This is a genomic window from Phormidium sp. CCY1219 (genome assembly GCF_035615515.1).
GTDB lineage: Bacteria > Cyanobacteriota > Cyanobacteriia > Cyanobacteriales > Laspinemataceae > CCY1219.
The window spans coordinates 1-1,613 of the sequence record NZ_JAJENT010000947.1; the positions used below are offsets into that span (position 1 = coordinate 1).

Consider the following 1,613-nt stretch of genomic DNA (forward strand, 5'->3'; position numbering starts at 1 on the left):
GGCTAAAGCCGCACGTTCGTTTTTCCTCCCCCGGCTAAAGCACGGGGGTTTCCAAACGTATCGGAGGTTATCATGATAAAGATTACAGGAGGTACAAAGTAAGTGACGCCCGATAATAGCAAAGAAGAAGTCCGCACGCAAATAGACGCGATAAATATCCAGGTGGAACGCAGCGGCCACTTGACCCCGATCGCCGAAATTTCCCCGGTGGAAGTAGCGGGAACCAAAATTTCTCAAGCTACGGTGCGCGGAAGTCATCGCCTCGCCGAGCTAGACCCCCACATCGGCGACACCGCGATCGTGCGCTATCGGGGCAAAGAAGAAATGCCCGAAATTGTGGCCGTGGTGCCGGAAGAACGCCCCGCCGGCGCTCGCCCCTTTCACATGCCCGTCCACTGCCCCGAATGCGGCTCCCCCTTGGTAAAAGACCATAATGAGGAAACGAGCTGTATTAACTCATCTTGTCCGGCAATTCTCCCCGCAACCCTGCTCAATTGGGCCAGTCGCGATGCCTTGGAAATTAATGGGATGGGGGAAAAACTGATGCAGCAGCTCCTCGAGAGCGGATTGGTCCGCTCTGTAGCAGATCTGTACGACTTAACCGCCGAGCAACTGGTGAGGTTAGAGCGCATGGGGAAAAAATCGGCGAAGAATTTGCTCAAAGCAATTTCTAAATCTACCTCATTGCCCTGGTCGAAAGTATTATCCGGTTTGGGGATTCCCGGAATCGGTCGCACCCACGCTAAATTGCTCAGCGATCGCTTTTCTACCGTATCCGCACTCTCTAACGCCGATATGGACACGATTTCTTCCATCGAGCGCCTCGGTCCTGATGTGGCTCGCGCGGTCTATTACTGGTTCCGGATCGAAGCCAATCAAACCTTAGTCCAACAATTGTCCGCCGCTGGATTACAACTGCCCCAAGTGGAGTTACCCGAGGCGATCGCCCCCACAGTGACCCCGGAAACCGCTCGGGAGGAAATGGCACAACCTTCGCCCCCCGTGGCCACACAACCCCCACAACCCCCCACCTCCGAACCGCGATCGCAAGCCGACGCGGACGCGCCTCCTTCCGAATCCTTGCCATCCAACTTAGAACAACCCGCAATCCAGCAAAATTCTCAACTCCAATTAGAATTAGAGGAAACCCGCACTCGCTTAGAACAAGCAGAACGCAATTCCTCCGAACTGCACTCTCAACTAACAGCAACCCGCCAGCGCTTAGAGGAGACAGACTCCCATTCCTCTCAACTCAATTCTGAGTTAGAACAAACCCGAAATCGCTTACAACAGGCAGAAGGGAATACCTCCCAACTTGAATCCCAGTTAAATGAAACCCGCTCCCAGTTAGAGCAAGCGAATCAACGCGCTTCTCAACTGCAATCGGATTTAGAACAAGCCCATCAAACTGATTCTCAATTCCAATCTCAACTCGATGACGCGCGCTCCGAATTAGAGCAAACCAATCAACGCGCCGAGCAGTTGCAATCTCAACTCGATGACGCGCGCTCCGAATTAGAGCAAACCAATCAACGCGCCGAACAGTTGCAATCTCAACTCGATGAAGCGCGCTCCGAATTAGAGCAAGGCAATCAACGAGCCGAACAGTTGCA

The 1,613-nt window shown here is 53.4% G+C and carries 1 protein-coding gene; it reads left to right on the forward strand.

Annotated features, from left to right (window positions below; genetic code table 11):
* Nucleotides 1-102 precede the first annotated feature (102 nt).
* Nucleotides 103-1,613 (forward strand): helix-hairpin-helix domain-containing protein (locus tag LKK83_RS30665; protein WP_324635261.1); only part of this gene is annotated, 1,511 nt, incomplete at its 3' end.